Raw genomic sequence first — 6202 nt, 5'->3', positions numbered from 1 at the left:
ATGTGTTCGGTCAGCCCGATCGAGGACACCGCGTCGAATCCGGTTTCGGCGATGTCGCGGTAGTCGCCGTGGCGGACCTCGGCGAGGTGGCTCAGCCCCTCGTCGGCGATCGTCTTCTGCGCCCAAGTGGCCTGCTCTCGGGAGAGTGTCACACCGATCGTGCGCACCCCGTGGCGCGCGGCATAGCGGACCATCCCGCCCCAGCCGCAGCCCACATCGAGCAGCCGATCGCCGGGTTGCAGCCGCAGCTTCTCGAACACCAGCCGGTATTTGTTGTCCTGCGCGGTCTCCAGCGAGGCGTCGACGTCGGGGTAGCACGCGCAGGTGTAGGTCATCGACGGCCCGAGCACCCACTCATAGAACGTGTTGGAGACGTCGTAGTGATGATGGATCGCATCGGCGTCACGAGTTCGACTGTGCCGCAGGCCTTCGGCGAGGCGTCGCCAGCGCGGCAGCGCCTCCTGCGGCGGCGGGGCGATTGGCTTGAGGTGCTCGATGCCGATGGAGCGCACGATGTTGGCGAGCATGGCCATCGGCGGCCGCTTGAAGGCCATCTTCTCGGCCAGCGCACGCAACAGGTCGTAGGGATCGCCCGGGTGCACGCCGCGCGGCTCCAGGTCCCCTGACACGTACGCCCGGGCCAACCCCAGATCACCCGGAGCGGTGGCCAGATAGGTGGTGCCGCGGGGTGTCCTGAGATCCAGGCCCAGTTCGGCGTCGTCGGGCCCGGCTGAACTGCCGTCGTAGGCGGTGAACCGCAGTGGCAACTGTCCGGACGCCAGGATTTCGAGGATCTCGGCGAGCGAAAGCTTGCCGGCCGTCGACGCGGAGTAATCGCGTTCCTTGTATGTCGTCATCGCCTCTGCACCGCCTTCGAATAGAGATCAAGCAGACGTGAATCAGGGTCGTAGGTCTTCTTGACCTGCTTGTAGGTTTCCCCGCCGTAGAGCTCGTCGAACTCATCCGGCGAATAAAACGCGTCGGAGTACAGCGATTTGTGTCCGTCGAGGGCGCTGACCTGGTGTTCGATCAGTTTGTTGGTGTGCCCCGGATCGTCGGCGGCCGGCACCGAGGACCAAAAACCCACGTTGACGTAGGTCCGGTGCGGCCGCAGCGGATACATCGGCCAGCGAGTGTCGCTGCGTAACCGCAACGGGCACAACCAGAGCGGTTCTATCGGCACGTTCGTCAGGAACCAGTTCAGGAACTCGGCGGTCCGTTCGAGCGGCACCTCGATGTCCTGAACCACCCGTTCGCGCAGCGGCTTCTCGGGGGTGCGCAGGCTGCGCTGCTCGATCCGGTCGGCGATGTCGAACCGCTGGTCGTAGCCGATCAGTTTCCAGTAGAAGCTGCTGCGGCGCAGGCGCCGGGGCCAGAACCGCCGGATCCGGGGGTGTTGAGCGCCGAATGCGCGTGAACACCAGAACCAGTCGGTGTCCCAACGCCACAGGTAGTCATGAATCGTCAACCGGTCGTGCTTCTCCCCGTCGGGATGCTGGATGGAGCGGTAGTAGATCTGCTGGCCGGTGTAGTCGCTGACCGGCCCCGGCGTCGACGTCTTGAACCCCAGGCAGAGGTAGCTTTCGTTGGCGCTGAACACCACTCCGTCCAGGTAGTCGACGCAAGCTCCGTTGTGGCCGCCGGTTTCGATGATGCGGTCCATTGCCGCGACCAGGTCGGCCACCGATGTGAACCGCAGATGGTTGACGGCGACGAACGGCTTGACCGGTTCCAACTCTATCCGCAGCCGCACCGAATAGCCCAGTGTCCCATAGGAATTGGGGAAAGCGCGGAACAGATCGGGATGCTGATCGGGTGAGGCCGTCAGCACCTCGCCGGCGCCGGTGAGGATGTCCATCTCCAGCACCGACTCGTGCGGCAGGCCGTTGCGAAACGAGGTTGACTCGATACCCAGACCGGTGACCGCACCGCCCAGCGTGATCGTCTTGAGCTGCGGCACCACCAGCGGAGCCAGACCGTAGGGCAGGGTCGCGGCGACCAGATCCTCGTAGGTGCACATGCCGGCCACGTCGGCGGTCTGCTGCTCGGGGTCGATGCTGATGACGTGGGTCAGCCCGGATGTGTCCAGACCCTTGGCGGTGTTCTTGGCACGGGCCCGGAACAGATTCGAGGTCGGTTTTCCCAGCCGCACCGTGGCGCCGCTGGGGATGGCGCGGTAGCTGGCCAGCAGGCGTTGCACACCCGCGGAGTAGACGGCCCGTGCGTCGGTCGGCACAACTGACACAGATATACGCTAGTCGGCGGCCGCGGTCGATGCGACCGTTGTAATCCGCAATACACCCCGCGAGGAGTTCAACCGATGGGACAGGTCAGCGCGACCAGCACGGTCCTGATCAATGCCGAACCGGCCACCGTGCTCGGCGCGGTCGCCGATTATCAAACCGTCCGTCCGAAGATCCTGTCGTCGCATTACCGCGACTACCAGGTGCTCGAGGGAGGGCAGGGCGCCGGCACGGTGGCCAGCTGGAAGCTGCAGGCCACCGAGTCGCGGGTGCGTGACGTCAAGGCTGAGATCGACGTCGCCGGGCACACCGTGATCGAGAAGGACGCGAACTCCACGCTGATCACCAACTGGACGGTCGCACCGGCCGGCACCGGATCCTCGGTGACGGTCAAGACGTCGTGGAACGGCGCCGGCGGTATCAAGGGCTTCTTCGAGAAGACGTTCGCGCCGCTGGGGCTGAAGAAAATCCAGGCCGAGGTGCTGGAGAACCTCAAACGCCAAGTCGAGGACGCCTCCCCCCCTTCGCCCAAATGAACCATTGGGCGAGAAAGTACGAGTAGATCGCGCCCGTTTGTCGACCTCGGCGCAACCCGTCAGCGGGCCTGCGTCCCCAGAAACGCCGCGACACCCCGCACCACGGCGTCGGCGTAGCGCTGCCGCCCGCTCGGGGTCTTCATCTGCGCGGAGTCGGCCGGGTTCTTCATGTTGCCCAGCTCGACCAGAATCGACGGGTACTGGGCCAGGTTGAGCCCGGCGATGTCGGCGCGCGGGTTCAGGCCGCCCGAGCCGATGTAGGTTGACGGCGGAATGCCAGACCCGGCCAGCGCATCTCGCATGACCTGCGCAAACCGCACGCTGGGGCCGGCCTGCGCATTGTTCAGCGGCGGCGCCGCGTACAGAATGTGAAAGCCGCGGCCGGTGGGCGGGCCGCCGTCGGCGTGGATGCTCACCACCGCGTTCGGGCGCAGGGAGTTGGCCATCGCGGCCCGCTCGTCGATGCAGGGACCCAGTGCGTTGTCGTTACCGCGCGACATCGCCGTCCGCACGCCCAGCGCATGCAGCGCGGCCCGAACCCGCAGCGTGGTGTCCCAATTGAAGGTGTGCTCGGGGTAGCCGTCGGCCGTTGCCGTGCCGCTGGTCTGGCACTCTTTCGTGCCGCCCCGGCCGTTCGGGACCTGCCGGCTGATGGACGCGTCGTTGGCGCCGTTGTGGCCCGGGTCCAGGAACACGATCATGCCCGCGATGTTGGCGGGCGCGGCTGCCACCGGGGCCGTCGGCGTCGCAGCCGCGATCAACAGGCCGACGGCCAATGCGGCGCCGACACGCAGTTTGGCTGACGCGGACACGGGCGCCACGGTAGCGCCCACGGCGGCTAGGCTGGAAGCTCAAAGCGCCTGATGTGGGCGAGAGAAACCAAGTCGAGACCAACACGCAACGAACACGCAAGGGGACCAGCCATGCAACCTGGAGGCACACCGGACATGTCGGCACTCCTCGCCCAGGCGCAGCAGGTCCAGCAGCAGCTGATGGAGGCACAGGAAGCGCTGGCCAACTCCGAGGTGCACGGCCAGGCCGGCGGCGGGCTGGTGCAGGTCACCATGAAGGGCAGCGGAGAGGTGCTCGCAGTGGCGATCGACCCCAAGGTGGTCGACCCCAGCGACGTGGAAACGCTGCAGGACCTGGTCGTGGGTGCCATCGCCGACGCCGCCAAGCAGGTCACCATCCTGGCCCACGACCGGCTCGGGCCGCTCGCCGGCGGGATGGGTGACCTGGGTCTGCCGGGAGTCTGACTTGTTTGAAGGGCCCGTCCAGGATCTGATCGACGAGCTGGGCAAGCTGCCCGGCGTCGGGCCCAAAAGCGCCCAGCGGATCGCCTTCCATCTGTTGTCGGTGGAGCCGCCCGACATCGACCGGCTCACTGCGGCGCTGGGCCGCATCCGCGACGGGGTGACCTTCTGTGCGGTGTGCGGCAACGTCTCCGACGCCGAGCGCTGCCGCATCTGCGGCGATCCGCGCCGCGATGCGTCGCTGGTGTGTGTGGTCGAGGAGCCCAAGGACGTGCAGGCCGTCGAGCGCACCCGCGAGTTCCGCGGCCGCTACCACGTGCTGGGCGGGGCGCTGGACCCATTGTCGGGGGTGGGGCCCGAGCAGCTGCGGATCCGCGAACTGTTGAACCGGATCGGCGAGCGGGTGGACGGCGTCGACGTCAGCGAGGTGATCATCGCCACCGACCCCAACACCGAGGGCGAGGCGACCGCCACCTACTTGGTGCGGATGCTGCGCGACATTCCAGGCCTGACCGTCACCCGGATCGCCTCGGGTCTGCCGATGGGCGGTGACTTGGAGTTTGCCGACGAGCTCACTCTCGGGCGGGCGCTGGCTGGCCGCCGCGCCATGGCCTGACTCTCCATCTTTTTCGCCCAAATGAACCATTGGGCGAAAAAGTGCGAGTGAATCGCACCATTTCGTCCAACTCGGCGTGGTGTCGGACCCTGCGACGACGATGCCGTCATGACAGAGATATTTCTTGGTAGGGAGGCGCTCGGCGATGGGCTGCCCCGACACGAGTTGCGTCGTTGGTTCCGGCCACTGTTCCGCGGGGTCTACATCCCAAAAGTGGCGACGCCGACGCTGCACGACAGAGCAACCGGCGCCTGGCTGACCACTGACCGCACCGGGGTGGTCGCCGGTGTCGCTGCGTCGGCGTTACTCGGCGCGAAATGGGTTGACGACGTTGAGCCTATCGAGGTTCTTGTCGACACCCGTCGTCGCCAGCCAGGGCTCGTGGTCCGTCGGGACCGTTTCATGCCCGATGAGGTGACGACCGCGGCTGACCTGCCGGTGACCACTCCCGCCCGCACTGCCTTCGACCTGGGGCGCTACCAGCATCGATCGAAGGCCATCGGCCGATTGGATGCGCTGATGCGCGCCGCGCCCTTTCGCGCCGACGACGTGTCGATGCTGATGCGACGTTACGGCCCGACCCGCGGTGTTCGCCAACTGCGTGAGCTGCTGCCACTTGTGGATGCCGGGGCTGAGTCGCTGAAGGAGAGCTGGTTGCGACTCCTATTGATAGACAACGGATTTCCCATTCCAGAAACACAAATCCCCGTGCTGGACCACGACTATCCATTTGCCTACCTGGATATGGGTTGGCGTAACACCCAGCTCGCAGTGGAGTACGACGGCGAACAACATCGCACGGATCGCCCGCAGTACGTCAAGGACACCCGGCGGATCCCGAAGGTAGCGAACAAGGGGTGGGAGGTGATCCGGGTGATCAACGAGGACCGGCCGCGGGACATTTTGGCACGCGTTTACGAGGCCCACCTCCGTCGAGGCGGCGCCGAGATCGACAAACTGGCGCATTTCACTCCCACTTTCTCGCCCAAAGGTTCATTTGGGCGAGGGGTGTCGTCGGCGGCCTAGACGCGACGCGGCGCGGCCAGTCGCTCGCGCCGCAGCAAGTCGACCTCGGGTAGTTCCAGCGGCGGCAACGGGCCGACCACCTTCGCCAGCAGATGGTCGGCCAGCTCGGGATTGCGCGCCAGGCAGCAGCCGTGCAGGTACGTCGCGACGACGCTGCCTTGGACTGCGCCGTCAACACCGTCGCCGGCGCGATTGCCCGCACCCTTCGTCACCTTCGCCAACGGTCGCGCGTCAGCACCCAGAACCGTTCCGCCGCGATGGTTTTCGAAACCGGTCAGCGGCTGCGTCAAGCCTTCCACCAAGGGTGTCGACGCCACCTCGCCGATGGTGCGCGTCGGCTGCGGCGAGGTTGTCACATCGAGCAACCCGACCCCGTCGACCCGCTCACCCGCCGAGGTCTCATACCAGTGGCCCAGCACCTGGATTGCCGCGCAGATTGCCAGGACCGGCGCACCCCGCGAAGCCGCTTGCTGCAGACCGGGATAGCGGATCAGATGCTTGGTGGCCAGCCGCTGCGCGTAGTCCTCG

8 protein-coding genes are annotated in these 6202 nt (G+C 66.4%); 4 read left to right on the top strand and 4 right to left on the bottom strand.

What is annotated here, in order from left to right:
- Together ACN269_RS32990 and ACN269_RS32985 are read right to left on the bottom strand one after the other, a co-directional pair.
- Window positions 1-857, bottom strand: an 857-nt coding sequence (locus ACN269_RS32990) for a class I SAM-dependent methyltransferase (protein ID WP_421476987.1), incomplete at its 3' end; no start/stop codon positions are given.
- Window positions 854-2236, bottom strand: coding sequence for an FAD-binding oxidoreductase (locus tag ACN269_RS32985; protein WP_421476991.1), 1383 nt, complete (start codon window positions 2234-2236; stop codon window positions 854-856). The genes ACN269_RS32990 and ACN269_RS32985, both read right to left, overlap by 4 nt.
- 84 nt (window positions 2237-2320) lie before the next feature.
- On the opposite strand from ACN269_RS32985, the gene ACN269_RS32980 reads away from it, so the two are divergent.
- Window positions 2321-2779, top strand: coding sequence for an SRPBCC family protein (locus ACN269_RS32980; protein WP_421476985.1), 459 nt, complete (start codon window positions 2321-2323; stop codon window positions 2777-2779).
- Window positions 2780-2838: 59 nt separating this feature from the next.
- Here ACN269_RS32980 and ACN269_RS32975 read toward each other — a convergent pair whose 3' ends face one another.
- Complete coding sequence (locus ACN269_RS32975; protein WP_421476983.1) at window positions 2839-3591, bottom strand: Rv3717 family N-acetylmuramoyl-L-alanine amidase; 753 nt, start codon at window positions 3589-3591, stop codon at window positions 2839-2841.
- 135 nt (window positions 3592-3726) lie between these two features.
- Here ACN269_RS32975 and ACN269_RS32970 point away from each other — a divergent pair, with 135 nt between their 5' ends.
- The 3 genes from ACN269_RS32970 (at window position 3727) to ACN269_RS32960 (ending at window position 5674) form a co-directional block, all read left to right on the top strand.
- The gene (locus ACN269_RS32970; RefSeq protein ID WP_421476982.1) at window positions 3727-4035 is read left to right on the top strand and encodes a YbaB/EbfC family nucleoid-associated protein; all 309 of its coding nucleotides are present in this window, start codon (window positions 3727-3729) and stop codon (window positions 4033-4035) included.
- A gap of 1 nt (window position 4036) precedes the next feature.
- On the top strand, window positions 4037-4648 hold the full coding sequence (gene recR, locus ACN269_RS32965; RefSeq protein WP_421476989.1) for a recombination mediator RecR: 612 nt from the start codon (window positions 4037-4039) through the stop codon (window positions 4646-4648).
- A gap of 108 nt (window positions 4649-4756) precedes the next feature.
- Window positions 4757-5674: a DUF559 domain-containing protein gene (locus ACN269_RS32960; protein WP_421476980.1), complete on the top strand. Its 918-nt coding sequence runs from the start codon at window positions 4757-4759 to the stop codon at window positions 5672-5674.
- On the opposite strand, the gene ACN269_RS32955 is transcribed toward ACN269_RS32960, so the two are convergent.
- On the bottom strand, window positions 5671-6202 hold a 532-nt coding region (locus ACN269_RS32955; RefSeq protein ID WP_421476978.1), incomplete at its 5' end, for a type 1 glutamine amidotransferase. The genes ACN269_RS32960 and ACN269_RS32955 overlap by 4 nt on opposite strands.

This window comes from Micromonospora sp. WMMD736, assembly GCF_049179015.1.
In the GTDB taxonomy this organism is placed as follows: domain Bacteria; phylum Actinomycetota; class Actinomycetes; order Mycobacteriales; family Micromonosporaceae; genus Micromonospora.
Note: the sequence above shows the minus strand (reverse complement) of the source record. Positions and strands in the feature narration are given on the sequence as shown.

Bases quoted from the DNA above. Each gene is read 5' to 3' on its own strand.
- ACN269_RS32980 (WP_421476985.1), top strand. From the start codon at position 2,321: ATGGGACAGGTCAGCGCGACCAGCACGGTCCTGATCAATGCCGAACCG.
- ACN269_RS32970 (WP_421476982.1), top strand. From the start codon at position 3,727: ATGTCGGCACTCCTCGCCCAGGCGCAGCAGGTCCAGCAGCAGCTGATG.
- ACN269_RS32960 (WP_421476980.1), top strand. From the start codon at position 4,757: ATGACAGAGATATTTCTTGGTAGGGAGGCGCTCGGCGATGGGCTGCCC.